Source organism: Prochlorococcus marinus CUG1415, from assembly GCF_017696015.1.
Taxonomy (GTDB): Bacteria; Cyanobacteriota; Cyanobacteriia; order PCC-6307; family Cyanobiaceae; genus Prochlorococcus_A; species Prochlorococcus_A marinus_AE.
Genome location: NZ_JAAORL010000001.1, coordinates 98,963 through 125,508 on the forward strand (window position 1 = coordinate 98,963; position 26,546 = coordinate 125,508).

Consider the following 26,546-nt stretch of genomic DNA (forward strand, 5'->3'; position numbering starts at 1 on the left):
TATCGTGAAATTCACTAGTAAGGTTTATAAGTTAAAAGATGCTTACAAAAAGCTATCTGTACCTCAATTTACTATCGTTACAGGCTTGTTTATTATTTGCCTTGGAACTTTAATTTTGAGTTCTCCATTATGTTCATCTTCAAAGGTTGGTTTGTGGGAAGCATTTTTTACATCAACTTCTGCTATAACCGTAACTGGCTTAACCATAATAGATATTGGTGTTGATTTAAATTTCTTTGGCCAAGTTTTCTTGGCTTTTATGCTTTTATCAGGTGGTCTAGGATTAATGGCCATTACAACATTTTTACAAGGATTTGTTGTAAAGGGGACAAAGCTAAGAACCAGATTAGACAAAGGAAAGACTCTAGATGAATTTGGAGTTGGAGGAATTGGTCGAACTTTTCAAAGCATTGCTATTACGGCTATCAGTATCATATCCTTAGGCGCAATTGTTTTATATTCATTTGGATTTGTAGACATTCATAATAATTGGGAAAGACTATGGTCTTCAATTTTTCATAGCATTTCTGCATACAATAATGCAGGATTTTCTTTAAGGTCAAATAGTCTTCAAGACTATAGAACAAATTATTTGGTTAATAGTGTTTTTGTTTTTCTCATTGTTATGGGTGGATTGGGCTGGCGAGTTATTGATGATATTTGGAGTAATAAGAAAAATCTTTCCTATAAAAAATTAACCCTTCATTCCAGACTAGTTATTAGGACAAGTTTGTCCCTAATATTATTTGGATCATTAGGATTCTTTGTCACTGAATCTTTGCTAAATAGTCAATTTTTTAATGATTTGAATTTCTTTGAAAGGTTATTGTCATCAATCTTTGAAACAGTAAGTGCAAGAACTGCAGGCTTTACAAATCACCCAATCTCCTTGAAATCTATATCAGATACTGGCCTATTATTATTAATGACTCTGATGTTTATTGGAGCAAGTACCGGAGGAACTGGTGGGGGCATAAAAACAACTACATTTATTGCTTTAATGGCAGCAACTAGATCAACTTTAAGAGGTCAGAAAGATGTAATTATTAGCAATAGATTAATTTCAGATAAAGTTATTCTTAAGGCAGTTGGAATCACGGTTGGATCTTTGCTTTTTGTTCTTTTAATGGCAATGCTACTAAGTACAACTAATACGTTTGTTAAGAAAGAATCTTTCACATTCTTAGAAATTCTGTTCACTTGCATATCTGCATTTGCAACTGTTGGTTTTGATATTGGTTTAACTGCAAAATTAAATCATTTTGGCCAATTTATTCTTATTGTTGGAATGTTTGTCGGCAGACTTGGTATTCTTTTGCTTTTAAGTGCTATTTGGCAAGGTCTTTATAAGAGTAGAATAGATAGACAAAAGAGAATTGGCTATCCTAGGGCTGATCTTTATGTTTAGGATTGACTGAGTTTTATTATGGCTGATTGGTGGCAGTGGTCTCAAAAGAGAGAAAAAGAAGCTCTTACTTTTGCAGTTGTTGGTGTTGGAAGATTTGGAACCGCTGTTTGTAGAGAACTTATAAGTAATGGTGCAGATGTTTTGGCTGCAGATTATTCGGAAAAGGCTATTGATGATTTAAGACAATTGGAACCTTCGATAGAAGCTAGAATTGTAGATTGTACTGATGAAGAGTCTATGAAGGAATCTGGAATTCTTGAAATGAATACTGTTGTGGTAGGGATAAGTGAACCTATTGAAGCAAGTATTACTACAACACTTATTGCCAAGGATAGTGAAGGTAGCAAAGTTAAAAGAGTAATCGCAAGAGCTACAAGTGACTTGCATGAAAAAATGTTAAAAAGGGTAGGTGCAGACAAAGTTGTATTCCCTTCCAGAATGCAAGGAGAAAGATTAGGTTTAGAACTAGTTAGACCTAATCTAATTGAAAGATTGGAACTAGATAACCAAACTGGTATAGATGAAATAACTGTTCCTGAAGAATTTATTGGAAGATCTTTAAGAGATTTAAATTTGAGGAAAAATTTTTTAGTGAATGTTCTTGCAGCAGGACCCGCTGAAGAGTTAACAGTTAATCCCCCTGCAAAATATATTTTGGAGAGAGGAAATATTTTGGTAGTTATGGGAAAAACTGCAGATTTACAGAAATTGCCTCAAAATTAATTATTCTTCATCAGATTTATTATAATATCTAATTCTTTGAGAAGCTCTTTTGAATCTTCTTACACCGTGTCTTTCAAGTTCGTCTCTAAATTTATCTGTATTTGCATTATGCTCTGAGATGAGTGCCCTACCCTCTTTCTCAAAGTATTTTTTTATCCCTTCTTGTATTAATACTTTTGCCATATTACTAACTGTCCTAGATTCATTAGTGGCTAGAATAGTTAGTTGCTCACAAATTAATTCTGGCAGAACTACTTGAATCCTAGGGGATTTAGGCTTCCCATTTGTTGAGTTTTGACGGGTAGCCATGAGTCAAAATGTATAACTGTTACTTCTTAGTATACACAGTTAGTCAAGGATAGTATCTTTGTGTATATTATTAGTAAGGAAATATATGCCTTTATCAGTTAATTGTTTATTGCGCCATGAAAAATTCAAGAAAATTTGATTCACCAAAAAGGTCGATAATTGATAAAAAGAAAAAAAGATTAGTAAATTCTGATTCTTACGATAATGAAAATAGTGATGTTTTGGTCTCAGCAGTAATTAGTCCATATTTATTAACTCATCTTCACCATATTCTGCAACAGTCTGAGTATTACGCGCAAAAAGATGGTAGAAAATCTCATGCAGCTAACTTTGCTAAACTAAGAAAGGTTTTATGTTTAGATGCAAGAAGTATGGCAGATGCATCAGCAAAAGAAATAAAAGATACAGAAAATGATTTATCTATTAATCAATATAATGAACAAAATGTAGCTTGAAGTAATACTCTATTAATAAATAGATTTTTAAAAACATGTCCAGTAATGCTGAAAAGCTTTATAAGGTAATAGCAAACGACTCCAAAAAGAAACAAAGTTTGTTCATGACAGCCTTGACTAATCCCAAAAAAGCCTTAGATAAAATATGCGATATTGGCAACGAGTTAAATATTTCTGTGACTAAAGAAGAGGTTATTGAATATTTGAATACCATAGATGATGAAGCAACTAAAATGTGGTTAGTTAAGGCTCGAGGAGGTCTTTAGGAATAGGTTGCGAATAATTATTGTTTTGATTCGTCATGGGTTTTATTCTTTTGTTGTAGCCACCTCCACCTGCTAAAGTCCAAAAAAACCAATAACTTGGAATTGCAAGAGCTGCAGCTATGAAAATTACTACAATTTGTTCTATTCTTTTCATAATCCAATTTTATTCCACAAAATTTTTTTTAGTAAATAAGCCTCAGATTTTGTAAATTCTATTTTAAAAACAGTGATTAGATTTGAAGGTGTAAGTAAAATTTATTCTACAGATATTGTTTTAAAAAATATTACTTGGGAGATTAAGAAAGGAGAAAAAGTTGGATTAGTTGGTTCAAATGGTGCAGGTAAATCAACCCAATTTAAGATTTTAATTGGAGAGGAAGATCAAACAAGTGGAACGATCATCAAAGAGGGAAATCCTAAAATTGCCCATTTAAAACAGGAGTTAGATTGTAACTTGAATTGTTCTGTGAGAGAGGAATTAGAAAGTTCTTTCAAAGATATACAAATTGTTGCCATTAAACTTTCAGAAATTGAGAATCAAATGAAATCATTGGATATAAATAAACATTCCGATGAACTTGAAAAATTAGTAAATCAACTTGCAAAATATCAAGCAAAATTTGAAGCTTTAGGTGGCTATAAAATGCAATCTGATGTAGAAAAAATATTACCAAAACTAGGCTTTTCTATCGAAGATGCTGATAAATTAGTTGGCAATTTTTCAGGTGGGTGGCAGATGAAAGTTGCACTTGGAAAAATAATCTTACAAGACCCTGATTTACTTTTACTTGATGAGCCAACCAATCATTTAGATTTAGATACTATTTTCTGGCTGGAAGAATATCTATCTTCCCTTAAGATTGCAATTATTATAATTAGCCATGATAGATATTTTTTAGACAAATTATGTAAAAAAATAATTTTTATAGATAGAGGAATATCTGAAATATATAATGGGAATTATTCTTTTTTTGTGGAACAGAAATCTTTAAATGAAGAATCACAAAATAAAGCATATCAATTACAACAAAAAGAAATTGAAATCCAGAAGAAGTATATAGATAGATTTAGAGCTAGTGCGACAAGAAGTTCACAAGCCAAGAGTAGAGAAAAACAATTAAAAAAGATTTCTAAGATTGAGGCTCCTAGAGCCAAATCAAAAAGTCCTGCTTTTAATTTTCCAGACTGTCCTCGCTCAGGAAAATTAGTTCTAAATATCAAAAATTTGTCTCACAGTTATGAGGATAAAATTCTTTTTTTAGATGTGAATTTAAATATTTCTTCTGGGGAGAAAATAGCAATATTAGGACCAAATGGCTGTGGTAAATCTACATTGCTTAAAATTATTATGAAAAAAATATCTCCTGAAATTGGAGAAATTAATCTTGGTAAACATAATATAATAACTAGCTATTATGAACAGAACCAGGCTGAAGCACTTTCACTTGAGGAAAGGGTTATTGATTTAATATGTAATAAATCTCCAGAATGGTCACAAAAAAAAGTAAGAACATTTTTAGGAGGTTTTGGCTTTCAAAATGAAACTGTTTTTAAATATATTAAACAACTTAGTGGTGGAGAAAAGGCAAGATTAGCATTAGCTCTTATGATTATGAATCCTAGTAATTTTCTGCTATTGGATGAGCCAACTAATCATTTGGATCTGCAATCTAAAGAAAATTTAGAATTAGCAATTAAGAATTATAAAGGTTCATTATTAATCATTTCTCATGATAGATATTTTATTTCAAAGGTTGCAAATAGAATTGTCGAAATTAAAGATTCAAAGTTATTTTCATATCATGGTAATTATGAATATTTTTTAGCAAAAAAATAAAAAATACAAAAAAATTAATAAATAATTACTTTTGCAAAAAATTTGATTAAATTTAACAAATTTTACATTTAGCTAGGCAAGATCACTCATTTCTCTTTACATAGTTTACCGTCCTTGTTTAATCTTAAAAATATAAAAATAAGTTTTAATAATTTAAATGAAACATTATGATTTACATGACAAACAGTGTCAAATTTCTGATCCTATTGAAAGTTATTTTGAATGCATTTCCACCTGTGATATGAACGATGGTTATTGTATTTCTAGATGTGTGGAAATACTTAAAAAGAATGATGGTTGAAACTTTTATTTATTTTGTAGATTAGTAATATCAGTTGGGATTACTTGTAAACTAATAAATTTATTTCTACGCTTCAAAATTATATTTATTTTTTTCTTAATACCATTTTTACTTATTGCGCTTATAACGTCTGATGCTGTTTCAATATCTTTATTGCCCACTTTTATTATTATGTCATTTACCTTAATTCCACTTTTTTCAGCTGGACTATTTGGTACTACATAACCAACTTTTACGGCATTATTATTTCTTTCAGAATTACTTTCATTTATTAGGCTGATTCCAATCATAGGATGTATTACTTTCCCATGATTTATGAGTTGATAGGCAATTTCCTTAGCTTTATTTATTGGGATTGCGAAACTTAAACCCGCTCCTGGTCCTGATCTGATCAAGGTATTAATACCAATTACTTCTCCATTGCTATTCAATAGTGGACCTCCAGAATTCCCAGGATTAATAGCAGCATCTGTTTGAATCAGTTCAAGTTTTTTATCGTATATTCCTAATTGAGTGACGTTTCTATTTAGATTACTAATAATACCAAGCGTAACTGTGTTTTCTAGTCCAAATGGATTTCCAACTGCGATAGCCCAATCACCAACTTTAATTTTTGAGGAATCGCCCAATTTTGCTTTTGTCCAAGGCCCTTTGCCTTCAATCTTCAGTACAGCTAAATCAGTAAAAAAGTCTTGCCCTATAAGTTTTGCCTTTAATTTTTTGCCATTGGTTAATCCAACAATGACTTTATCCGATCTATTTACAACATGAGCATTAGTCATTACAAGTCCATCTGCGAATATGAAGCCACTTCCTTGGCTTTGCTCTATCCTTGGCTGATTGTCTTTAGGTAAATCTAACCCAAAAAATCTTTCAAAATATGGGTCTAGAAATATTTGAGAATTTTTTGGTAATTTTCTTTTTTTTACATATCTTTGGGTATCAATTGTCACCACGGAAGAACCTGTTCTTTCTACAGCTTTAGTTATGAAAGATTTGTTTGAAGATATATTAAACTCATTAATTTTTGCTTTAGTTAATTGTTGGGATATTACATTTGTAGGGCATATAATACCCATTGTAATTAACGAGGAGATTAATAATTGCTTTTGGGTGTAGCTTTTCAATTTTGATTTTCTTATGTTCTTCGAATAGAATAATAAATACACAATATTTAGTGCAGTTTTAATATAATTACTAAAAAAAATTCATTTAATATAGAGAATAATTTATTACCCTAAAAATAGCTATTTTGCTTTTTTTCAGGCTATTATATATATCATAGTTCATAATGATTTTAAAATTTAATGACTATCTTGTTTCCAATTATATATTCTGCAGTCCTGACTTATCTAGTGTGGAAAGCTTTTAAAGTGATGTCTAATGGGTGGGGTATTTCTAGCCCAGAAAAAAAACATTTTGATCAATTAAATTTCAAACAAAAAAAATACACAATACATCCAGAACTGCTTGATAAATCAGGAAATATTACAGAAGAGGAACTTCTAACCGTTCGATTTTCAAATGATAATGACTCGACACTAGAAGAAAAGGGTTCAACATCTGATTAATTGAAGTAAAATCAAAGGTAAAACAATTGGAATTAAGAACAAAAATTGTCTCTGCGGTTATAAGATCTCTTAAGCTGCCACCAAGGTTTCGTTTGAAAATGGTTAAAGAAGATCCTGTTAGGCTAGAACTAAGCCTTACTCCTTCCTATGGTAAAAATCCAATTATTGTTGGTTTAGTAGAATCTTTAGACTTAGTCGCCAGAAGAGATAGAGAAGGGAGAATACCGAGAGATCTGAAAGGAACTTGGGATTGGACAGTAAGACATGGAAAAGTAAGTACTGGAGGATGGAACCCTATGCTAAAGGAAGCGTTGCAAACAATGTTCGATACAGGATTGCCAGCAATTATATATGAGGAATTAACTGGAGATGAGTATCGTCCTGTTGATGGTGTTAGACATGTTAAATAATTAATTTATTATTTATCATAAATTCTTCCTCAAAACGTTAAAATATTAAATATAGTCAATGTAGCTAATTATGAATGATGAAAATCAAGCAAGATTTGGATTTGTGAATTTTGCTGAAACTTGGAATGGTCGTATGGCAATGATGGGAATTTTGATTGGTCTGGCTACTGAATTTATAACTGGACAAAGTATTCTTAGACAAATTGGAATAGGTTAGATTTTTATTTTATTTCTTCTGCCTTTACTTCTATAGTACTTTCACTAGGTTTTTTGTCTAATTGATTGTTTTTAATTATATCTTCTAAGTGTGCACCACAATTCATGCAAGTTTCACTGAAACCTAACGATATTGCACCACAATTACTACATGTATTTAGTTTTGACTTGTAATAATTAAAACCTATAAATACTAGTAGAAATAATAAAAGTGGAATTAAAAGTAAAAGTATTATGATATTGCCGAGAAAGCTAATAAAAAAATTAATCCCAAAAATAGGAATCACTATTAGTATAATTAACGAATAAGTAAGTAAATTTTTATTAGATTGAAGAAAATAATTCATGATAGTTATTATTATCTATTATGTCTATTTTTATTTACTAAAGACATACTAGCAATAACAACACTCCAACACTGTCCAAAATATAAAATCACTCCTAATAGCCAGACCCATAAAGTAAGTACAAGAAAACCACCAATAAATCCATATGCTTGAAATCTTGCTCCAAGCGATAGAATACTTTTACTTACTGCCAAATTCAAAGTTGTTAGGCCAATTCCTATAAGAAAAGATCCAGGCAAAAGTGGTTTCAAAGGAACTTTTCTGCTAGGTAAGAGGGCTTGTAATAAAAGAGCCATTAAAGAAAAGCCAACTAGAGGGATTGCAAATTGACCAACTTGTAATAGAGGTAACTTTAGCAATAAATCAGAAATTAAATTATTAGATTTTGAAAGATTTTCCAAAACGTTACTTGGAATCATTCTAAGATTCGCACTAATCTGATCAAGTACCATTAAGAAACCAATAAAGAATACTATTAAAAAGGCTTCAACTCTATTACGCAGAAATCTCGAAGCTTGCGCTCTCCACGGAGCATTTAATTTTTTAGAAGGAAGTTCGTCTTCCCATAGCCTTTCTGAACCTCTTTGAAGAGATAAATATGCATTTCCGGCTGTAAAAAGCAGAAACATAGCACCTAGAATACCTGCCCCAAAACCTTGATCAATCAAATTAAATAATGTTGTTTCTACTAATTCAACTACTGAAGGAGGTAAAAGCTGAGCAGCAATAGAAATTATTTGTTGATCTAATCCCTCTTGTTTTCCTAAGAACCATGATGCTATTGAAAGAGAAATTAGAAGAATAGGAAAAAATGATTGTAATGCGTAGTAAGCAAATGCAGCACTTAAATCAATACAATCAGATTTGCTCCACCTCTCACAAGCTCCCCACAAACTTTTCAGTATCCATGTTGAGCTGCGCTGCATATTAATTTTCTTCAAATATTTATCTTATGTATTTTGTTATTGTATCTAATTAAGCAATTTTTTAAGCAAATATATATATTTGATGCAACTATTTTTCCAATAATAAATTAGCCCATGGCTTTAAGATTTCAATTTTTTCTATTGTTCTACAAGCAATTAATGGAAAATTAACATCGCTTAAATTTTGTCCGGCAACTAAATTCAAAGGATCTGTTTCCAGCCAATCTATAAAACAATTGAGTTCCTCTAATATTAGCCAAGAGGCTGCAATATCCCATATTTTCGGGGTTGATTCTATTGCTCCGAAAGTTTGTCCCATTGCTACACTTGTTAGATTTAAACTTGATACACCTAAAAGTCTGATTTTGCCAGGAAATACTGAATTTGGTTTTTTTTGTAAAATCTTTATAGATCTACTACACAAAGAAATGCATTCACTTTGGTGATTGTTTTGGTGAGGTTCTATTTTTTTGTTATTTAACCAAACACCTTCACCTTTTATTGATAAAAACTTTTTTTTCAATGTAGGGATTATTAAAAAAGAAGATTGAGGTCTACCATCTACGAACCTTGCTACTGATATAGACCAGTATGGAATACCTGCAGCAAAATTTGTTGTACCATCAAGTGGATCTACTACCCAATAAGCTTTTGTATCAGGAATAAACTTGCCTCCTTCTTCACTAAGGACGCCCTCATTTGGAGCTATTGAAGCTAGACCATCTACGATTGTTTTATCACTCCATAAATCACAACTTGTTATTAATGATCCGTCGGCTTTACTATTAGCACTAATATTTCCAAAATCTTTTATTTGACGTTGAGAAACTAATTCAAATAAAGAATCTAATTCCCTTAATTGTTTATTCGTTAGATTTGATTGATTCATCTTGAAATATTGCAGATAGATTCTCTATCTTTAATTTTATTATTATTGTTATCTAAACAATTTTTACTAATTTCAAGAAAAGTTAACCTTTCTAATTTATCCAAATTCAAGTTGTAATTATAAATAGCATTAATATTTTTTGATTTCGCATTACTTAATTCACTTTGTCTTACAAGTACATCTTTGAGAGTTGATATTCCAACATCATATCTCAGTCTGGAAAGTCTTACAGACTCTTTGCTAGATTCAATTTCTTTAAGAGTCGTAAGTATTTGCTCTTCATTTAATTTAAGATTCAAATAGGCTTTATTAATATTTGTGGTCAAAACATTTTTTAGATTTTTAAAAGCATATTCTTCAGCTTGTGCATCTGCTATTTTTGATTTATAAGAGTTCATATTCTGGCCTCCATTAAAAATATTCCATGCAAAATTTAGACTTATTGTATTTGTATAGTTAGATCCAGATTCTTTAAAGTCAAGATTAGTAGATAAAGAGTCACCCTTGGAAAATGTACTAGAGAATGTGTTGCTGATGTAAATATTTGGCTTATTTTGAGATAAGAAACTATTTGCTTGGCTATTTTTTATAGATTTTTGAAGAAGAAGATTTTTTAGGGAAAGATTTTTATCTAAACCTTCATTAATATTTTTTTTTAATCTATGATTCCAGAAACCTATTAAATTTTGTTCTTTATTAATTGCGAAATCTTCTTTTATGTTAAGAATCTCTCTCAGGGAAATTTTGTTAATTAAATGTTCAATTTTCTTTTCATTAAGAGATTGCTTATCTCGAGATAATTGAGCTTCTGCTTCAAGAACTTCAAATTTTGTGCCAATTCCAGCATCTAACTTTGCTTGAGCATTATCCAAACTTGTAAGTGACAAATTAAGTGTAAATTTTTTATTTTGTATATCCTGAAATGACTTTTGGTATTTGTGATAACGCATTCTTGCTTCTTGAATTAAATCTTTTTTCTTAATCTCATAATTATTTAATGCAATTTGTAAATTTTCTTGAGCAATTTTAATTTCTGATCCTCTAAGGGGTTTGATTAAATCCCATTTAATATTTAGAGAAGGATTAGCAGTAAATTGAGACGTTCTTAAAGTATCTGAATTGCTAATATAATTTCTACCTGCAACATATTTCGGTAAGCCATTGGCTTGAAAATCTAAGGATGGATATCTTTTAGCAACTTGGCTTGAAAGATTAAAGCTTGCAGAGGAAACTAAATTTTGTAATGATTTTAATTCTTCATTATTTAAAACAATTTTCTCTATCTCTTGATAATTAATGAAAAGCTTATTTGATTTTTCTTCCAAAACTTTATCTATAAAGTATTTATTTTCCTTGGCTATTACTTCTAGAGAGTTAATAAATAAAGCAAGAGGCAAAAATAAGATAGGGTTTATTACTTTTTTAAGCATTTTTTTAAAGTATTTGTTTTATTAGATTTGCCAATCAAAGTATCTATAATATCATTTGAATCATCAAGAACGTGAATTTTGGTATTCAATTTATTTTCCACTTCTTTAATATTTTTATCATCTAAAAATAAATCAGTATTAATTTTAAGCATGATTGATGGTATATAAATAGCCTCGCCTAAATCCTTATTTTGCAGTCCATCAATTAGATCTTCTCCAGTTAGAAGTCCAGTTACGACTTGCTCTTGTCCCCAATAAATGCTTGGTAAACCATATAACTTAATCGTCAACCCATCAATTAAGTTTAATTTTTTAACTGTAGGAAGAAGTGCTTCATAAACTAATTTACCAACTATCCAACTAATTTTTTTTGGCTTTTTTATTTTTTGGGGTAGGTTTTTAGTCTTCTCATTTAATGTTTTTAAAAAGCTTCTAATAGAGCCTACTCCATTAGATTCTTGTGGCATATTTTCGTAGGTGTTGTAACTAGGTAAATTTGCACCAGCGATCAAATACCATTCGTCTGCCAGCCAACAAAAACGAGTACCCAGACTAATTTGTAGTAAGGATTGAATGTTTTCGACTTGTTTAATGGTTTTTTTTGCGTATTTTGAACTTATTGATTTCAATCCATCCGTTTCAGGTCTAAATTTTGTAAGTCCTACAGGAACTACTGCAACTGATAGTACTGTGTGAGAATTTGTTTTGTAGAATTCTGCAAGTTCAAATATTGATTTCTCAAGAATCTCCCCGTCATTTATATCTGGACATACAACAATTTGAGCATGTATTTGGATAGAGTTTTTTTCAAACCAGGAGATTTGATCAAGGATCACTCCTGCTTTTTTATTTTTTAATAATGTTTCTCTAGTAGCAGGATCAGTCGCATGAACGGAAATAAAAAGTGGGGATAGTTTTTGCATCGAAATTCTTTCCCAGTCTTCTTTTTTTAAATTTGTAAGAGTTAAATAAGAGCCATATAGGAAACTTAATCTATAATCATCATCTTTGACGTAAAGGCTTTTCCTTTTACCGCTTGGCTGTTGATCTATAAAACAAAATGGACATCTATTATTGCATTGCTTGATTGAATCAAATAATGCATCTTTAAAATTAATACCTAAATTGACATCTTGATCTTTTTCAATACTTATATTGTGAATTTCATTATTTTTATCTAAAACTGATATGTTTAAAATTTCTTCACTAATGAGAATCTGATAATCAATTAAATCTCTTGGTTTTTTTCCATTAATACTAATTATGGAATCACCCGATTCAAATCCTATTTCTTGAGCAATAGAATTAGCTTCAATACTTTCAATTTCTGCAGGTTTGATTTTATAAGTAATATTGGGAACCAAAAGATCGTTTGAATCTTCTTTGTAATTAATTTCTTGCCACACAATTAAATTCCAAATATTCTTCTTTATTTTTATTCTAAACTCATTTATGACTCAAAGTGTATTAAATACTTTTAAAATACTGATAATAATTGTGAAATTAAGGACCCTTAATTTATTAAGATATGACATTAGCAGTTTTAAAAAACACGATTTAAATTTCTTAAAATAACCTAATCAATTTATTTCGTGAAAGAATTAATTACAAACAATTTAGAAGTGACAGATAAATTTAACTATAAATTGCATAAAATAATTGATTCATATGAAACTACTTTTTTATCAAGACCAATTTCTTTAAGGCTGTGGTCTTCTTTTTTTGTAATTTTGCCTATATTTGTTCAAGCACCTTGGGTGAGATTGGAACCACTGAGTGCGCTTTGTTTTACTTTTGTAATTCTCTTAGGGGCATTTGTTGTCTATAAGAAACAATCAAATAAATGGTTTATCGTTAGTTCATTATTACTTGGTGTCTCTGGAAGTTGGCTTGGTGGATGTTTGTTCTGGGGATGGTTAAGTCCATTTCCTATTCTTCATATTCCTGTTGAAGCTGTAGTTCTTCCGCTAGCTTTAATTGGCCTATTTACTAATTGGAAAATTGGTTCTAGTTTTTATATCTCTTCTCTGTTTGGAACTGCAGTTACAGACATCACAATATTTTTAACTGGAATAATGGATCAATGGAGGGAGGTTATAACTGCAGATTCTGAAAATGCACCATTAATTCTTCAAAAAACCTCGGAAAATCTCATACAAGGAAAATCAATATCCATTATTATTTTTGTTGCACTTTTACTGTGGTTTATTTCAAAAGTAATTTTTGATTCTGCGACAATTAATACTACAAATGGTAAAGCACTCTTGGTTGCCAGTTATGTAATCCAAACGACACTAATTGTTGATGGTATTTTTATTTTTTTAGCAATCCTACAACCAAATTTGAGCGGTTTGGTGTAATGTTGAGGCCTCCATTTTCGCAAGAACCAATACCAATAAATAATTGGGATGTAATTGTAGTAGGTGCTGGAGCTGCAGGACTTATGACCTGTCTTGAATTACCTGCAAATTTAAAAGTACTTCTTTTAAATAGGAACACTAGCAAGGTATCTTCTAGTAGATGGGCTCAAGGTGGAATAGCATCTGTTGTTAGACAAGACGATTCATTCGATCTTCATGCTGATGACACTTTAAAGGCAGGAGATGGATTATGTGATTTACAAGCTGTAGAAATGCTCGTTAAGGAAGCTCCAAGTTGTGTCGATAGGTTGCAGAATTTAGGGATGATTTTTGATCAAAGTTCTGATCAATTAGCTACTACTTTAGAAGCGGCTCATTCTCGAAGAAGAGTCTTGCATGTTAAAGATCGTACTGGAAGAGCATTAGTTGAAGTTCTAGAAGATCATATTGAAAATAAAAAAAATATTCTTCATTGTAGGGGTGTAAGAGTTACTGAACTTCTTATAGAAAATCAAGAATGTAGAGGAGTTCAGGTTCTTGATGGAGCGAATTTATATTGGATTCAGTCGAGAGCTGTTGTTTTAGCTACAGGAGGAGGTGGGCATTTATTTACCAATACAACCAATCCTGCGCAATCATCTGGAGAAGGGATTGCTCTTGCATGGAAAGCAGGTGCTGCTATTGAAGATTTAGAGTTTGTTCAATTTCATCCAACTGCGTTGAAATTTTATGGAGCTCCTTGTTTCCTAATATCTGAGGCACTTAGAGGAGAAGGCGCCATCTTAATTGATAAAAATGGTGAAAGTCCAGTTAAAAATCTTAAAAATCGTGATTTAGCTACTAGAGATCAGGTAAGTAGAGCAATTATGAAGAATATGTATGAAAATAACGTTGATCATGTTGGCCTAGATCTTCGGTATATTGATCCAGAAAAAATTGTAGAAAGATTTCCTACTATCTTAAGTCGATGTCAGGATTATGGTGTTAATCCTTTAAATGAGGTTATTCCTGTAGCTCCTGCAGCTCACTATTGGATGGGGGGTGTTCAAACTGATCTCAATGCATCTTCTACAAGAAAAGGATTATACGCTGTAGGGGAAGTTGCTTCCACAGGTGTGCATGGTGCTAATAGATTGGCAAGTAATTCACTGATGGAATGCCTAGTTTTCGCAAGAAAAATGTCTTCAATTATTTTGAATGATCTTCCCAAATTCGCAAAATTTGATAGATCATTGCAAGAGTTTGATATTGAAGATCCGAAAGAAGATCAAGTTTCTAAAATTGTGGAAAAAATAGATGAATTAAGAAAACTATGTTGGTCTAATCTAGGCGTATCTCGAAATAAGGTCAATATGAGTAAATTTTTACATTATATTCAAGATGATATTTCTCAATTACAAAAAAATGCTTTACTAATTAGTATTGAAAAAATAAAATTTGATCAGAAAATTAAACTTAGTGAGCGTAATAGAAGAGTACTGAATCTTTTACTTGATTTAAAGAATAGACAAATAACAACTATAACCTTATTAAAAGCTTGTCTATTTAGAGAAGAAAGTAGAGGAGGGCATTTTAGAGATGATTTTCCAGACAAACATAAAAATTGGGAATGTCATACTAGACAACAGTTAGATCAAAAAATTCATAAAAGATTTATTAAAAATTAGAATCGCCTTGATAGCCGGTCTGTATCGCTAAATCATTCAAGTCGCGGGTACCACTAAAGATTTCTCCATTTATTTCCCAAGAAGGAAATCCATTAATTCCTTTCGTTTGGCATAGATCATACTGATTATCTTTGCCATCTTTAGCACATTCAACTAGTTTTAATTCTTTCACTGCTTCTTTTCCAAATAGTTGTTTTTGATCGTGACAATGCGGGCACCAATATGCGCTATAGAGAACAATATTATTATCTCTCAAGAATTTTGCAAATTTCACCTTTTGGGGAGAGCTTGAAGTGGTAATTATAGGTGATACATTTTCAGTTGGGCTTGGAACACCAAGAGCATTAGAAGGGTCAATTTTATTTGACCAAATTAGGCCTCCTAGCAGGACACTTATGGCTATCATGAAACCTCTAAAAATCATAGGTTCTCTACTTTCAAACTTTGCTCCAATCATAGAAATTATAAAGATAGAAAACGATAATATTGCTGAAAGTATACAAAAAAAACAATATGCTTGAATCTTCAAAAACATTATATTGATTAACAAAATACTAAATGTGGAGGAGGCACAAGAAATGAGAAAAATTAACCACCACAAAAACTTATTTAGCTTTTCTTTTGGAGAAATTAAATTAAGTGAAAGTATTAATGTGATAACTAATATCGATAAATAAGTTATAAATCCTGCTAATGAAAGAGGGATATTAATTTGATTGTTTTCAAATAAAGTACCCCAAGGACTATTTAAAACTGTTTCACAACCATTTTGTATTCCTGGGCATGAAAGAGAAGGAAATAACCCCCAGTTTTTTAAAGTAATGGAACCTGTGTCAACTAAGCCTATAGTGCTAAGAATTGCGATTATGATTTTTGGCCATTTCAAATCTTTCTGATTTCTACTTTTTAAAGTCTTTAGCGCCATATAACAGTGAAAGTTTGTTATTTACTTAATCTATTCTAATATGATCTTGGCATGAGAGTTGTATACGCAATGCTGTTTAAATTTTTTGATCTTAGATTTTTTAAAATTTGTGAAACAAAATAATCTCAATGTTGAAGATACAAAACTTTCTAAGGTTGCGTTTAGTCATGTTGGTTGTGAAAAAAATCTTGTTGATACTGAACATATGCAAGGCTTATTAGATAAAGAGGGTTATGAAGTTGACAGCAATATAAATGATGCAAATGTTGTTGTTGTAAATACTTGCAGTTTTATTGAAACAGCTAGAGAAGAATCTATTAGAAAAATTCTAGAATATACAAATCAAGGCAAGAAAGTAATAGTTGCAGGCTGTATGGCTCAGCATTTTAAAGATGAACTTCTAAAAGAAATCCCTGAAATAAAAGGTTTGGTTGGAACAGGAGATTATCAAAAGATAGCCAAGGTTTTGAATAGAGTAGAAAAAGGGGAAATCGTTAATGAAGTTTCAAAAATACCGGAATTTATTGCAGATGAGGAAACACCTCGTTTTGTAGATAAAAACAAATTTGTTGCTTATCTTCGTATTGCTGAAGGCTGCAACTATAATTGCGCTTTTTGTATTATTCCTAAGTTGAGAGGTCCTCAAAGAAGTAGAACAATAGAATCTATAGTTTCTGAAGCCAAAAGTCTTGCAAAGCAGGGTATTCAAGAAATCATATTAATTAGTCAAATAACAACTAATTATGGTCAAGATATTTATGGAAAACCATCATTAGCCAAACTTTTGAATAAGCTTTCTAAAGTTCCAATCCCTTGGATAAGGATACATTATGCTTATCCGACGGGTTTAACTGACGAAGTTATTAGAGCTTTCAAAGATTCAAAGAATATAGTGCCTTACTTTGATTTACCACTTCAGCATAGTCATCCAGATGTGTTGAAGAGTATGAATAGACCTTGGCAGGCTTCTTTGAATGAATCAATTTTGGAGAAAATTAGAGAAGAAATTCCATCTGCCGTATTAAGAACTAGTCTCATTGTTGGTTTCCCAGGAGAAAAAAAAGAACATTTTCAACATCTTCTCGCATTTTTGGATAGGCACAAATTTGATCATGTGGGAGTGTTTATTTTTTCTCCTGAGGAAGGCACTGCAGCTTTTGATTTGCCAAATAAAGTATCCACAGAGGTTGCAGAGGCAAGAAAAGATAACGTTATCTCAGTTCAACAAAATATCTCTAAAGATAAAAATCAGTCATATGTTGGTTCAACAATGAAGATTTTGGTAGAAAAAATATCAGATAATAAAGAATTAATAGGTCGGTCTTACAATTTCGCGCCTGAAATTGACGGAAATGTGATTTTATCTATTAATGCTAAGAATGATTTGAAAAATTATATTGGTAAATTTGTTGAAGCAAATATTGCTTTTGCGGATGAATATGATTTGTATGGAGAGACTATTAAAATTTTGTAGTTTTTTTAAATTAATTTAACTGCTCTTAAGAGCCTATCTAATACGAAAGCAGCTCCAAAACCAAAACCAATAAATGCAAAATAGAAAATGATGTTCATTAATTTTTTTATTTTTATTTAATTTAACATCAGATGAAAAGATTAGATTTTTTCGTTTAATTTCTTAATCTTGGATATATGGTAATTTGTTGTATAAACATTCTTCTGCTTTTTGTAGTTCCCGGCCTAAATATAGAGCATGATCGAATCTGGTTATTAAGTCATTTCTTTCTTCAGTAATCAATATTCCAAGTTGTTTCGCACTAATACCTTCAAAAACTTCATTACTAACTCTTTTATTTTGAGAGTCGCATTTAATTGGTTCATTTGTTTCTGGGTCAAGCGCATAGCCTGCATCATTAATATTATTTAGAAAGTGCTCTAAAATTATTTTATTTTCTTCTAAATCTACTTTTATAATAAAATAACCGTTTGGATCTAAGTCTATATATCGGTTGGATAGATTATTATCAATCTTTATTTTTTCATCGAAACTTTTACTATAATCCATTATTTAGAAGTTCATAAAAAACTATATTACTAATATAATCTTTGGTAAAGCCAAATAAGTTTTTATTTAAAGGGTATAGATTTATTTTCAAAATCAATTTCCATCTCGGTTTGTTTATTAACTGCATTTAGCCAAGGATAAATTATATTTTCCATATTTTTGTCAAACCACTTATGCAAGCTAATGGTGCTTTTCGCAAAAAAACCCCTCCGCCTTTTATGTTTACCACCTGCTCCGGGATCAAACAAATGGATACTATTTTTTATTGCCCATTCAATTGGCTGGTAGTAGCATAATTCAAAATGTAAATTAGATTTTTCTTCTTGACTACCCCAATATCTACCCCATAAGTTGTTTTTATTTTTAACGCACATCGACATCGCAAAAATATCATTTGAATCATTTTTTGATGCGCTAAAAAGTAAAAGATTATTTTTATTATCAACAATTTCTTCGAAAAATGTAGATGTTAGATATTTACTTCCCCAAACTCCCCACCTCGAACAATGCTGTTCATAAAAATTATGCATTTTTTTCAGGATTTCTTGGGTGATATCATCTTCATTAAAAATTTCTACTTTAATATCTTGTTTAGTAATTGATTTTCTCTCTTTTTTTATATTTTTTCTCTGATTAGAGTTAAATCTAGAAAGAAAATCATCAAACGTTTTTTCTCCGTTACTCCTCCATTCACTGCTGGAATTTATCCATTCATGGTATCCCAAAGATTTAAGATGTTTGCCCCAGCTTTCATCAATATATAAGAAATTACAACTTAAAATTTTGTTTGTAATCGCAAAGCTTTCGATATGGTTTATAAGTAAATTTGTAATTTCTTTCTTATCTTTATTTTTTTTATAAAGAAATTGATATCCATTTACAGGACTATAAGGACTCATTCCAATTAATTTAGGGTAATAATTTAAATTCAGCTCTTGAGCCAATCTCGCAAATGATTGGTCAAAAATGAATTCTCCATAGCTATGATTTTTTAAAAAAAGTGGAGCAATTCCTAAGATTTCTTCATTTTTATAAGCAACAAAATATAGAGGCTGCCAACCAGTTTCTCTTGAAACACTTTTTGATATTTCAAGGTTTTTAAGCCAAGTCCATTCATAAAATGGATTATTGATTTCATTTGCTAATTCATTCCATTTCTCCTTGGAGATTTCCTTAATTGACAATTTGACTTCAACTTTATGTATTTTTTGGTTCATTTATTATTGAATCTATTTCAAATTTTTTTGTAATGAACGTGGATTTCATTATTCATTAAATTTTGAATTGATTTTATTTCCCATAGTCTTTTGAGATTAAAAATCTCATTAGTTTGTTCTGGAGGGATCCATGTATATTTACCTCCAATAATTCGTGGAATTATTGTAATTTTTATATCTGTTATTAGATCCTCTTTTATAAATGAATTTATAAGTTTTGCACCTCCCAAAAGAGCTAGATCATTTATTCCTTGTTGTTTGAGTGAAATTAAAGTTTTCCCCCATGAATCTTCGAAAAAGATTTGTTTCTCGAAGTCAATATTTGACGAATTATCAACTTTAATTGAGCTTATTAGCCATCTTCTAATTGGTTGACGAAAGTATTTCCAATTACTGTTAAATTTTTTGCTATTTGAAGCAACTATAGAAATTGGTTGGCTTTTTGATATATTTACTACGTTATTATCATTGATATTTTTAATTAGGTAAGTTGATTGATGAGCTATTAAAGTACCTAAACCAAAAATGGTGGCGTCAACCATTGATAAGTTTTGGTTTAACATTTTTTTATCTTCTTCGCTTCCAAGATGCGATTCTCCACCTCCAGGAAATGCAATTCTCCCATCCAGACTAGATGCTATAACAATTATTACTCTTGGGATACTCAAGTTTGTGTCACTAAACTATTTTCAAATTTCAACTTCAATGAATTGGTTAACTTTTGATCAACATAAATTTCTGCAGCATTATTAGGGCTCTCTTGGAGTCTGATTTTGTGTAATGTTGCACCAAGGTTATCTATTGGTTGTTTAAGAATATCAGAAATATATAAAGCTATATTTTCAGCAGTTGGAACACAATTATGAAAAAATTCGATGTCTTTATTTAGAAAAGTATGATCTAGTTGTTCAACAACCAAATCATTAATGATCTCTTGGAGGGCAGATAAGTCGCAAACCATTCCTGTTCTTTTATCAATATCTCCTTTTACAGTTATATCGACAAGATAATTATGACCATGTCCATTAACTCTCGCACATTTCCCATAGATTTTTTTATTTTCATCAAAGGATATCTCTTCTTTTGCAAGTCTATGAGCGGCTGCAAAATGAGTTTGTACTGTTAAAAATGCTTCCATGTTTTTTCCAAAATAATCTGCCCATAAATTTGGGTTTTCATAAAGCCTTAGACTTGTAAGAGGTAAATCATCCTTTAGACGATTCCAAATTACCTTTACTAATGCTTCAGTTGTGGGAAGTATACCCTCTTGATTATTAACATTAAATTCAGGCCAGACATCATTTAAAAAACGAAAATCTAATTGTCCAGTAACCTTATCTTTAATAGCGTGTTTTACATCAGAGAGATTAAGTACCATTCCATCAGAGTCTAGTTCTCCACCCATTGAAACAATAAGTTCATAATTATGACCATGACCTGGTGCAATACTGCACTTTCCAAAAAGAGATAAATTTTCTTCTGGGCTTTTTTCAGGAAGCCAATAACGGTGACTAGAACTAAAGCAGGCACGTCGAGTTATGACGCATTCACGTCCTTTTCCATGTAATGGTTTGGATTGTGTAGAAGTCATAACTGTCTGCGATAATACTATCTTAAGGTTTTAAATACGCTTTTGTCTTTATGGAACAATCCATTATCGAAAAAACAGTTGATACTATCAAGGGCAGAAGCATATTTTTAATAGGTATGATGGGTTCTGGTAAGTCACAAACTGGTTTGAAGCTGGCTGAATTATTGAAGTATAAATACATTGATTTAGATTCATTAATAGAGAAGTTGGCAAAAAAATCTATCAATCAAATTTTTAATGATGAAGGAGAAGATAATTTCCGTGAATTAGAAGCACAGTGCCTCAAAGAAACTATCAAAATTCCTTCATTAGTAATCTCAACTGGGGGAGGAATAGTTACCAAATCGGAAAACTGGGGAATCTTAAGACAGGGAATAATTGCTTGGATAGATCTCGATAAAGATATAGCCATTGAAAGATTGAAAAATGAAATTGAAAACAGGCCACTGCTTCAGGGAAAGAATCTAAATGATTTATATATGAACATTTTTCAATCTAGAGAAAATTTGTATTCTCAAGCAGATTTAAGAATTCAGGTAAAAATGGAAAATATTGAAGAAGTTGCTATGAAAATAATCAATGCAATTCATAAAGAAATAATTAGTTAATCTGGTTCAATCCTTACTGCAAACCATTTGATAACGTATCCTAACTTTATTTCTAATTCATAAGTGCTTTCCAATAATTCTTCAAAAAATTCCTGATCAGGATCGTTTATATTTTGATATATTGTTTGTGTCTCTGTCTTACTAAGCCAATTCTTTAACCATAAAATTGCTTCTTGCTTTGATACAATTTTTTCTTTTGAATCTGGTTCTAATAATACATAATGATCTGATGCTCTTATTAGTGGATTTGACATAATGAAAATTCTTCTTGGATTAATTCTTTGCTTGACTTTTCAAGGGATTTTTTTAGAATGCTCTTTTGCTCTAGCAGATTCTAACGTACGAGAGTTCTTGGAAAATCGTGTAAATCAATGGCCAGCATTATATTTGCCAACTTTTAAATTACCTGATACTTCTAAAGATTTAATTTATCCTAAATGGTTCGAGGGGAATTGGCTTGTTACCTCTCAAGATATAATTAATGATTCAGAACAGCCAGTTATTTATAAAGTCAATTTCTTTAAGAATGATGCAGATTTAATTGTTGGTAATCGTGCAAAAAATTCTGAATCTATTGGAAAAGAAATATTTGGTGACACCTTAATCAAGGTTGTAAATGATCCTCAATCAATTAATAATCAAATTACTTATTTAAAAGATGATTTTTACATTGATTCAAGGATTACAGGGAGAAAGCAGATTCAAGATGATGATATTTTTTTCGCCGATGAGCTAGTTATTCAAACAGCCCATAAACCAGGGGCTTCTAGGATTAATCAAGTCGAGACTATTAGTAAGTTTCAAAAATGTTCAGAAGAAATATTGGAAGTTAATATGTCAAAGAGGTCATCCATTTGTGGAGTGCAATATGTTGCTTCTTATGGTTCAAAAGTTGGTGATCCTTCTATCCATGCTATTAAAACAAATAAATATAAATTGACTTTTGAATTTATTGAGAGTTAGCACTAAAAAGATATTCTTCTAAATTGTTCCTCCATATGAAAAGATTTTCTAGATAAGGGTTATTTATGTATTCTTGACTTCCCTCTCCCGCAAGAATCGGTCCTGCAGAGTTTGGGAATTTAAGAAGGGATAATTGAGCTGCAATTGAAATATCTGCAATTGATAAACTATCTCCAACTAAATATTTTTTGTTGATTAAGGATTTTGATAATGCTTCTAGTAATTTTTGAAGTTCTAAATTATCTTTGGAAGACAAAACTACCTTAGAGATTTTACTAAGATTTTTAAAAGGTAATTTATCAAAAATACTTTTAACTGAAGAAGGTATTTCATCTGGGAGTAATGCAGTTCTTAGCTGTGGATTTTCTATTGCAGATTTGATTAAAGCTTTTCTGCAAGTTGCAGCCATTGTAGTATCTGCCCAGTTTTCAATTAGTTTGCATTGTGCAAATAATATTGGATCTTCAGGAAAGAGTTGATTGTGATCATTTTTTTTATCTATATATGCGCAAATAGTTGAAGAGTCATTAATAATTTGATCATTACTATCAACTATTATAGGGACTTGTTTTTGACCTGATAATTTGAAGATTTCAAATTGACCTATTCCAGGTGTTACTTCTTCAACTCGATATTCTAGTTTTTTGGCATGAAGAGCCATTCTTGTTTTTAAACAAAACGCACTATGCCTAAATTGATATAATGTAATCATGCTGTTTAATGTTTGTTAAAACTTAGCTAAAAAAGTAATCTATTTGTGGTGCTAATGGGCGAATTTTTCTCTAATGTTGCAAGATATCCCAAGTATTTAATATCCATTATTGTTGGGGGACTTGTTGCACTGCTTGAACCTTTTTTTAAAAATAGATCAAATCCATTGACAATAGTAGGTTTGATATCTTCTGTTATAAGTGCTTTCATAACTGTTTATTTTGTCTTGCAAGCGATGACAAATCCACTAAATTTATAATCATAATGCCAAATAATTACCGTCTTGCAAAAGTTTCCTCTCTTTTGAAGAGAGAAATAACACTTATTTTGCAAAATGATTTGGAAAATGATCTTATTAGAGATCATTTCGTCAATATTTCTAAGATTGATTTATCAGGCGATTTACAACACTGTAAAATTTACATAACTTCAACTGCCAAAGAGACATTAAGGAAAGAGATCGTGGCAAATTTGAATACCGCTAAAAGTTCCATAAGACACAATTTAGGAAAAAGAATAGAGATGAGAAGAGTTCCAGAGATAATTTTTAAAGACGATATTATTCTTGATAAAGGATTATCAGTCTTGAAACTTCTTGATGAATTAAAAAATAAAAATCAAGACAATAATAATTTTGAGGATAAAGATGCCAATAGTTGATCTCCCCCTTGATCAAAGGAATATAATTATCACTCGATCAAAAGAGGGGATATTAGATATAAAAAAAATATTTACAAAAAAGGGCGCCAATATATATGATTTCCCTGCAATAAGTATTGGTGATCCTGATGATTTAAATCCTCTGGACGAAGCATTAAATCAAATAAATGATTTTCATTGGATTATTTTTTCTAGTAGTAATGGGATCAAATTTGTTGATAAAAGACTTAGATATTTTAATAGTTCATTAAAAGTGTGTTCTAAAAAAACAAAAATTGCTGTAGTCGGAGAAAAAACTGCAAAAACTCTTGAAGATTTAGGGATTAAGGCTGATTTCATACCCCCAGAATATGTTGCCGAAAGTTTAATTGATAATTTTCCAATATCTGGATATGGACTGCGAGTATTTTTGCCAAGAGTCCAAACAGGAGGAAGGGATCTAATTGCAGATGAATTTAGAAAGGCTGGTTCGCGTGTATTGGAGGTTGCAGCGTATGAAACTAGATGTCCTGAGTCAATCCCAGAGAAGACAATTAATGTTATTTCTAATCGAAAAGTCGATGCATTTATTTTCTCAAGTGGCAAAACTGTATCAAATTCTGCTTTTTTACTAGAAAAAGAGTTTGGTAAAGAATGGTTAAAATATTTAGACCAAACTAGATTGTTAACTATTGGACCTCAAACAACAAAAATATGCCAAAAGTTTTTTGGCAGAGTTGATAGTCAGGCAGAAAAATATACCTTTGAAGGACTCCTGGATGTAGCAATTAATATTCTTCGTTAGAAGAATCTTGTTTATAATTTTTCTCAACTAATTCTTTAAATCTATCAAGATTAGCCTGTAATTCGTTAGTAACCATTTTGCCTAAAATATTTTCTTCCATAAACCGCGCAATCATTTTAGGTAGCTCATAAGTTATGGTTAAATTTACCGTTGTGATTTGATCACTTTTACTTTCGAAAACTACTGATCCTTCAGTTGGTAAACCTCCTATAGATTTCCATTTAAGTTTGCTTTTGTCGACCCTTTCTGTAATTTGAGCTTTCCATTTAAACCTAAAGCCATTAGCAGCTAAAGTCCATTCTGTTAAATCAGGTAACGTATTAGTCTCTTCATCAACTGTTTTTACAGATTCAATCCAGCTCATCCAAAGTGACATAGAGTCTAAATCGCTCCATGTATTCCAAACATTTTCAAGAGGCGTATTAACAACTGTTATTACGTCATGTTTTAGCCAAGTACCCATAAATTAACTTACTGCAAGATTTTTTGCTAATTCTGCTTTCTTCTCTAAAATTGCAGCAGCAGCTAAATGACCACTCATTGTAGCCCCCTCCATAGAGTCTATGTAATCTTGTTTTGTGTAACTACCAGCCATGAAGAAATTAGATATAGATGTTTTTTGTTCGGGTCTGAAAGGTTCCATACCGGGCGATTCTCTATAGAGTGATTGTGGAATTTGTACTACATTACTCCAAAGCAATTTAAGGTTTTTTGAGGATGGGAATAGACGGCGAACCTCTTTATCTATTTCTTTTGTAATTCTTTCTGTAGATCTTCCCATCCATTTATCGCCCGGAGTTAAAACACATTGGAGGAGTGATCCCATATCTTTTTTTCTATAATCTGCTGGACTTGCTAGTGCTAAATCAGCAAAACAACTGAAAGAAGCATCAGCGGAATAAAGAAGGTTATCTAGTCCAGTTGGGAAGTTTCCCGTATTATCTTTTTGTAATTCGGTAACCCAACCGTCGTATCTTAATTGGATTGTGGCAACAGCAACTGCTCTAAGTTTTTTTAAACCTTCAAATTCTTTAAATTGATACCATTCTTTTGGAATTATTTTTTTTATTCCAGGAACATCACAGGCAGCTAGAAATTTATCTGCAAACACTACCTGAATTCCTTCAGGAGAAGATATTTTTAACTGATTAACTGAATAAGAGGAAGATTCCTTTTCATAAATAATTTCTTCTACCTTATGGTTAAGATGGATTTTTGCCCCTTTGTTTGTGATGTAGTTGACAATAGGTTGAGTTAACCACTTATGTGGAGAACCTTTTAAAAGATTAAGTTTTGAGGCTTCTGTTTTTGAAGCAAACATCATAAAGATAGTTAGCATGCATCTTGCTGAAATATCTTTGCAATTAATAAAGCCCAAAGCATATGCGATAGGATCCCACATTCTTTCTAAACTTTTTTCGCTTCCACCATGGTTTAAAAACCATTCTTTAAAACTAATTCTATCTAGATCTCTAATGATTTTCATTGCACCTTCATAGTCTATCAATCCTCTAACTATTGGGCTTGTACCTAAAGCTAAGGCATTTCTGAACTTATCTACCCAAGTAAGTTGTTCGGTGGTAAAAAAAGCTTTTAGTCCATTAAATGGAGCACCCAATGGGAATCTGAAATCTAAAGATTTCAAATCCCCACCATTATTGATGAATAGATGAGTATGATCTTTCGGGAGTAAATTATCTAAAGCTCCCACTTTTTTCATTAATTTAAACAGATTTGCATAATTGTAAAAAAATACATGTAAACCCATTTCTATGTGGTTGCCCTCCTTATCTTCCCAACTTCCTACTTTACCTCCCCAAAATGACCTGCTCTCGTAAATTTCTACTTCGTGACCTTCATCAACTAAATTGACTGCCGCTGTAAGACCAGCTAATCCAGAACCAACTATTGCAATTTTCACTTTTTCTTAAAATTATAACAAATCAAGT

General features: G+C 31.1%; 35 protein-coding genes. 17 read left to right on the top strand and 18 right to left on the bottom strand.

Features of this window, described 5'->3' with window-relative positions:
- Positions 1-4 precede the first annotated feature (4 nt).
- Positions 5-1,408: a TrkH family potassium uptake protein gene (locus HA143_RS00500; RefSeq protein ID WP_209082720.1), complete on the top strand. Its 1,404-nt coding sequence runs from the start codon at positions 5-7 to the stop codon at positions 1,406-1,408.
- Positions 1,409-1,426: 18 nt separating this feature from the next.
- On the top strand, positions 1,427-2,131 hold the full coding sequence (locus tag HA143_RS00505) for a potassium channel family protein (RefSeq protein WP_209082721.1): 705 nt from the start codon (positions 1,427-1,429) through the stop codon (positions 2,129-2,131).
- On the opposite strand, the gene HA143_RS00510 is transcribed toward HA143_RS00505, so the two are convergent.
- A complete protein-coding gene (locus HA143_RS00510) occupies positions 2,132-2,440 on the bottom strand; it encodes a ribbon-helix-helix domain-containing protein (protein WP_209082722.1) in 309 nt (102 codons plus the stop codon).
- A 116-nt stretch (positions 2,441-2,556) separates the two neighbouring features.
- On the opposite strand from HA143_RS00510, the gene HA143_RS00515 reads away from it, so the two are divergent.
- On the top strand, positions 2,557-2,895 hold the full coding sequence (locus tag HA143_RS00515; RefSeq protein ID WP_209082723.1) for a hypothetical protein: 339 nt from the start codon (positions 2,557-2,559) through the stop codon (positions 2,893-2,895).
- 35 nt (positions 2,896-2,930) lie between these two features.
- Positions 2,931-3,161, top strand: a complete 231-nt coding sequence (locus tag HA143_RS00520; RefSeq protein WP_209082724.1) for a hypothetical protein — start codon at positions 2,931-2,933, stop codon at positions 3,159-3,161.
- On the opposite strand, the gene HA143_RS00525 is transcribed toward HA143_RS00520, so the two are convergent.
- Positions 3,139-3,315, bottom strand: coding sequence for a hypothetical protein (locus tag HA143_RS00525; RefSeq protein ID WP_209082725.1), 177 nt, complete (start codon positions 3,313-3,315; stop codon positions 3,139-3,141). The genes HA143_RS00520 and HA143_RS00525 overlap by 23 nt on opposite strands.
- Positions 3,316-3,387: 72 nt before the next feature.
- Here HA143_RS00525 and HA143_RS00530 point away from each other — a divergent pair, with 72 nt between their 5' ends.
- Together HA143_RS00530 and HA143_RS00535 are read left to right on the top strand one after the other, a co-directional pair.
- Positions 3,388-4,998, top strand: a complete 1,611-nt coding sequence (locus HA143_RS00530) for an ABC-F family ATP-binding cassette domain-containing protein (protein WP_209082726.1) — start codon at positions 3,388-3,390, stop codon at positions 4,996-4,998.
- 157 nt (positions 4,999-5,155) lie between these two features.
- Positions 5,156-5,299 carry a hypothetical protein gene (locus tag HA143_RS00535; RefSeq protein ID WP_209082727.1) on the top strand — a complete coding sequence of 48 codons (144 nt, stop codon included), beginning with the start codon at positions 5,156-5,158 and terminating at the stop codon, positions 5,297-5,299.
- 5 nt (positions 5,300-5,304) lie between these two features.
- On the opposite strand, the gene HA143_RS00540 is transcribed toward HA143_RS00535, so the two are convergent.
- Positions 5,305-6,426: a trypsin-like peptidase domain-containing protein gene (locus HA143_RS00540; RefSeq protein WP_209082728.1), complete on the bottom strand. Its 1,122-nt coding sequence runs from the start codon at positions 6,424-6,426 to the stop codon at positions 5,305-5,307.
- 180 nt (positions 6,427-6,606) lie between these two features.
- On the opposite strand from HA143_RS00540, the gene HA143_RS00545 reads away from it, so the two are divergent.
- The 3 genes from HA143_RS00545 to HA143_RS00555 all read left to right on the top strand — a co-directional run bounded on the left by HA143_RS00545 (position 6,607) and on the right by HA143_RS00555 (position 7,497).
- A complete protein-coding gene (locus tag HA143_RS00545; protein ID WP_209082729.1) occupies positions 6,607-6,870 on the top strand; it encodes a DUF2973 domain-containing protein in 264 nt (87 codons plus the stop codon).
- A 26-nt stretch (positions 6,871-6,896) separates the two neighbouring features.
- The gene (locus HA143_RS00550) at positions 6,897-7,280 is read left to right on the top strand and encodes a hypothetical protein (RefSeq protein ID WP_209082730.1); all 384 of its coding nucleotides are present in this window, start codon (positions 6,897-6,899) and stop codon (positions 7,278-7,280) included.
- A gap of 70 nt (positions 7,281-7,350) precedes the next feature.
- Positions 7,351-7,497: a high light inducible protein gene (locus HA143_RS00555; RefSeq protein WP_209082731.1), complete on the top strand. Its 147-nt coding sequence runs from the start codon at positions 7,351-7,353 to the stop codon at positions 7,495-7,497.
- A 4-nt stretch (positions 7,498-7,501) separates the two neighbouring features.
- On the opposite strand, the gene HA143_RS00560 is transcribed toward HA143_RS00555, so the two are convergent.
- From HA143_RS00560 to HA143_RS00580, 5 genes are all read right to left on the bottom strand, one after another.
- A complete protein-coding gene (locus tag HA143_RS00560; RefSeq protein ID WP_209082732.1) occupies positions 7,502-7,843 on the bottom strand; it encodes a hypothetical protein in 342 nt (113 codons plus the stop codon).
- 11 nt (positions 7,844-7,854) lie between these two features.
- A complete protein-coding gene (locus HA143_RS00565; protein WP_209082733.1) occupies positions 7,855-8,769 on the bottom strand; it encodes a YihY/virulence factor BrkB family protein in 915 nt (304 codons plus the stop codon).
- A gap of 88 nt (positions 8,770-8,857) precedes the next feature.
- On the bottom strand, positions 8,858-9,658 hold the full coding sequence (locus HA143_RS00570) for an inositol monophosphatase family protein (protein WP_209082734.1): 801 nt from the start codon (positions 9,656-9,658) through the stop codon (positions 8,858-8,860).
- Complete coding sequence (locus HA143_RS00575) at positions 9,655-11,088, bottom strand: TolC family protein (protein ID WP_209082735.1); 1,434 nt, start codon at positions 11,086-11,088, stop codon at positions 9,655-9,657. The genes HA143_RS00570 and HA143_RS00575 overlap by 4 nt, the downstream gene beginning before the upstream one ends.
- Positions 11,073-12,494, bottom strand: a complete 1,422-nt coding sequence (locus tag HA143_RS00580) for a TIGR03279 family radical SAM protein (protein WP_209082736.1) — start codon at positions 12,492-12,494, stop codon at positions 11,073-11,075. The genes HA143_RS00575 and HA143_RS00580 overlap by 16 nt, the downstream gene beginning before the upstream one ends.
- A gap of 186 nt (positions 12,495-12,680) precedes the next feature.
- On the opposite strand from HA143_RS00580, the gene HA143_RS00585 reads away from it, so the two are divergent.
- Complete coding sequence (locus tag HA143_RS00585; RefSeq protein WP_209082737.1) at positions 12,681-13,448, top strand: DUF3120 domain-containing protein; 768 nt, start codon at positions 12,681-12,683, stop codon at positions 13,446-13,448.
- On the top strand, positions 13,448-15,115 hold the full coding sequence (gene nadB / locus HA143_RS00590; protein ID WP_209082738.1) for an L-aspartate oxidase: 1,668 nt from the start codon (positions 13,448-13,450) through the stop codon (positions 15,113-15,115). The genes HA143_RS00585 and nadB overlap by 1 nt, the downstream gene beginning before the upstream one ends.
- Here nadB and HA143_RS00595 read toward each other — a convergent pair.
- Positions 15,105-16,040, bottom strand: a complete 936-nt coding sequence (locus HA143_RS00595) for a vitamin K epoxide reductase family protein (RefSeq protein ID WP_209082739.1) — start codon at positions 16,038-16,040, stop codon at positions 15,105-15,107. The genes nadB and HA143_RS00595 overlap by 11 nt on opposite strands.
- Before the next feature lie 109 nt (positions 16,041-16,149).
- Here HA143_RS00595 and rimO point away from each other — a divergent pair, with 109 nt between their 5' ends.
- Positions 16,150-17,514 (top strand): 30S ribosomal protein S12 methylthiotransferase RimO, encoded by a 1,365-nt coding sequence (gene rimO / locus HA143_RS00600; RefSeq protein ID WP_209082740.1) that lies wholly within the window; start codon positions 16,150-16,152, stop codon positions 17,512-17,514.
- A gap of 5 nt (positions 17,515-17,519) precedes the next feature.
- On the opposite strand, the gene petL is transcribed toward rimO, so the two are convergent.
- From petL to HA143_RS00625, 5 genes are all read right to left on the bottom strand, one after another.
- Positions 17,520-17,612: a cytochrome b6-f complex subunit PetL gene (petL, locus tag HA143_RS00605; protein WP_209082741.1), complete on the bottom strand. Its 93-nt coding sequence runs from the start codon at positions 17,610-17,612 to the stop codon at positions 17,520-17,522.
- A gap of 64 nt (positions 17,613-17,676) precedes the next feature.
- The gene (locus tag HA143_RS00610) at positions 17,677-18,063 is read right to left on the bottom strand and encodes a DUF4346 domain-containing protein (RefSeq protein ID WP_209082742.1); all 387 of its coding nucleotides are present in this window, start codon (positions 18,061-18,063) and stop codon (positions 17,677-17,679) included.
- A gap of 62 nt (positions 18,064-18,125) precedes the next feature.
- The gene (locus HA143_RS00615) at positions 18,126-19,280 is read right to left on the bottom strand and encodes a peptidogalycan biosysnthesis protein (RefSeq protein WP_209082743.1); all 1,155 of its coding nucleotides are present in this window, start codon (positions 19,278-19,280) and stop codon (positions 18,126-18,128) included.
- Between the two features lie 17 nt (positions 19,281-19,297).
- A complete protein-coding gene (locus tag HA143_RS00620; protein ID WP_209082744.1) occupies positions 19,298-19,948 on the bottom strand; it encodes a RibD family protein in 651 nt (216 codons plus the stop codon).
- Positions 19,945-20,871: a 6-pyruvoyl trahydropterin synthase family protein gene (locus HA143_RS00625; protein WP_209082745.1), complete on the bottom strand. Its 927-nt coding sequence runs from the start codon at positions 20,869-20,871 to the stop codon at positions 19,945-19,947. Before HA143_RS00625 ends, HA143_RS00620 begins: the two co-directional genes overlap by 4 nt.
- A 50-nt stretch (positions 20,872-20,921) precedes the next feature.
- Here HA143_RS00625 and HA143_RS00630 point away from each other — a divergent pair, with 50 nt between their 5' ends.
- On the top strand, positions 20,922-21,479 hold the full coding sequence (locus tag HA143_RS00630; RefSeq protein ID WP_209082746.1) for a shikimate kinase: 558 nt from the start codon (positions 20,922-20,924) through the stop codon (positions 21,477-21,479).
- Here HA143_RS00630 and HA143_RS00635 read toward each other — a convergent pair.
- Positions 21,476-21,733, bottom strand: coding sequence for a chlororespiratory reduction protein 7 (locus HA143_RS00635; RefSeq protein WP_209082747.1), 258 nt, complete (start codon positions 21,731-21,733; stop codon positions 21,476-21,478). The genes HA143_RS00630 and HA143_RS00635 overlap by 4 nt on opposite strands.
- Before the next feature lies 1 nt (position 21,734).
- Here HA143_RS00635 and HA143_RS00640 point away from each other — a divergent pair, with 1 nt between their 5' ends.
- Positions 21,735-22,442 (top strand): DUF6816 family protein, encoded by a 708-nt coding sequence (locus HA143_RS00640; RefSeq protein ID WP_209082748.1) that lies wholly within the window; start codon positions 21,735-21,737, stop codon positions 22,440-22,442.
- On the opposite strand, the gene HA143_RS00645 is transcribed toward HA143_RS00640, so the two are convergent.
- On the bottom strand, positions 22,429-23,154 hold the full coding sequence (locus HA143_RS00645; protein ID WP_209082749.1) for a glutathione S-transferase family protein: 726 nt from the start codon (positions 23,152-23,154) through the stop codon (positions 22,429-22,431). The two genes, HA143_RS00640 and HA143_RS00645, sit on opposite strands and share 14 nt — an antisense overlap.
- A 54-nt stretch (positions 23,155-23,208) precedes the next feature.
- On the opposite strand from HA143_RS00645, the gene HA143_RS00650 reads away from it, so the two are divergent.
- Genes HA143_RS00650 through HA143_RS00660 form a run of 3 tightly spaced genes read left to right on the top strand, consistent with a single transcriptional unit; the run spans position 23,209 to position 24,597 of the window.
- The gene (locus HA143_RS00650) at positions 23,209-23,412 is read left to right on the top strand and encodes a DUF751 family protein (protein WP_209082750.1); all 204 of its coding nucleotides are present in this window, start codon (positions 23,209-23,211) and stop codon (positions 23,410-23,412) included.
- A 5-nt stretch (positions 23,413-23,417) separates the two neighbouring features.
- A complete protein-coding gene (rbfA, locus tag HA143_RS00655; protein WP_209082751.1) occupies positions 23,418-23,813 on the top strand; it encodes a 30S ribosome-binding factor RbfA in 396 nt (131 codons plus the stop codon).
- Positions 23,800-24,597 carry a uroporphyrinogen-III synthase gene (locus tag HA143_RS00660; RefSeq protein WP_209082752.1) on the top strand — a complete coding sequence of 266 codons (798 nt, stop codon included), beginning with the start codon at positions 23,800-23,802 and terminating at the stop codon, positions 24,595-24,597. Before rbfA ends, HA143_RS00660 begins: the two co-directional genes overlap by 14 nt.
- On the opposite strand, the gene HA143_RS00665 is transcribed toward HA143_RS00660, so the two are convergent.
- Both HA143_RS00665 and zds read right to left on the bottom strand, forming a co-directional pair.
- Entirely contained in the window at positions 24,581-25,060 is a 480-nt protein-coding gene (locus HA143_RS00665) for an SRPBCC family protein (protein ID WP_209082753.1), read from the bottom strand. The two genes, HA143_RS00660 and HA143_RS00665, sit on opposite strands and share 17 nt — an antisense overlap.
- Before the next feature lie 3 nt (positions 25,061-25,063).
- Complete coding sequence (zds, locus tag HA143_RS00670) at positions 25,064-26,518, bottom strand: 9,9'-di-cis-zeta-carotene desaturase (protein ID WP_209082754.1); 1,455 nt, start codon at positions 26,516-26,518, stop codon at positions 25,064-25,066.
- Positions 26,519-26,546 lie beyond the last annotated feature (28 nt).